Source organism: Serratia sp. 2723 (assembly GCF_050434425.1).
Classification (GTDB): Bacteria; Pseudomonadota; Gammaproteobacteria; order Enterobacterales; family Enterobacteriaceae; genus Chania.
In genome coordinates this window covers 1-1,021 of record NZ_JBNDIN010000037.1, presented here as the reverse complement: position 1 = coordinate 1,021, position 1,021 = coordinate 1, and the positions used below count along the sequence as shown (strand labels likewise).

General features: G+C 49.8%; 2 tRNA genes and 1 rRNA gene. All 3 read left to right on the top strand.

Features of this window, described 5'->3' with window-relative positions:
- Positions 1–401 (top strand): 16S ribosomal RNA (locus ABIE29_RS23415); the annotation flags it as partial.
- A 75-nt stretch (positions 402–476) separates the two neighbouring features.
- Positions 477–553, top strand: a tRNA-Ile gene (locus ABIE29_RS23410).
- A gap of 108 nt (positions 554–661) precedes the next feature.
- A tRNA-Ala gene (locus tag ABIE29_RS23405) sits at positions 662–737 on the top strand.
- The last annotated feature ends 284 nt before the right edge of the window (positions 738–1,021 follow it).

Genomic DNA, 1,021 nt, shown 5'->3' with positions numbered 1-1,021 from the left:
GGGAACTCAAAGGAGACTGCCGGTGATAAACCGGAGGAAGGTGGGGATGACGTCAAGTCATCATGGCCCTTACGAGTAGGGCTACACACGTGCTACAATGGCATATACAAAGAGAAGCGAACTCGCGAGAGCAAGCGGACCTCATAAAGTATGTCGTAGTCCGGATCGGAGTCTGCAACTCGACTCCGTGAAGTCGGAATCGCTAGTAATCGTAGATCAGAATGCTACGGTGAATACGTTCCCGGGCCTTGTACACACCGCCCGTCACACCATGGGAGTGGGTTGCAAAAGAAGTAGGTAGCTTAACCTTCGGGAGGGCGCTTACCACTTTGTGATTCATGACTGGGGTGAAGTCGTAACAAGGTAACCGTAGGGGAACCTGCGGTTGGATCACCTCCTTACCTAAAGATATGCAGTTGCGTGCAGTGTCCACACAGATTGTCTGATGAAAAAGTAACGAGCAGAAATACCTTTATAGGCTTGTAGCTCAGGTGGTTAGAGCGCACCCCTGATAAGGGTGAGGTCGGTGGTTCAAGTCCACTCAGGCCTACCAAATTCGCACTTATGCTGCGTTGCACGCGATACGTTTACACCGTAAACGTCCAGTGAGCATGCCTTGCCTGAGCGAGTGGTAAATAAAGGTTTCTGCAAGTGACTGTATGGGGCTATAGCTCAGCTGGGAGAGCGCCTGCCTTGCACGCAGGAGGTCAGCGGTTCGATCCCGCTTAGCTCCACCATATCCATACGGTCCTTGATAATACTTCAGAGTGTACTGGCAACAGTATGCTGCGAAGTATTTTGCTCTTTAACAATCTGGAACAAGCTGAAAATTGAAACATGACAGCTGAAACTTATCCCTCCGTAGATGTATTGGGGTAAGGATTAACCTGTCATAGAGTCTCTCAAATAAACAGCACGACAGTGTCTCTGTTTACAGAAACACCTTCGGGTTGTGAGGTTAAGTGACTAAGCGTACACGGTGGATGCCTAGGCAGTCAGAGGCGATGAAGGGCGTGCTAAT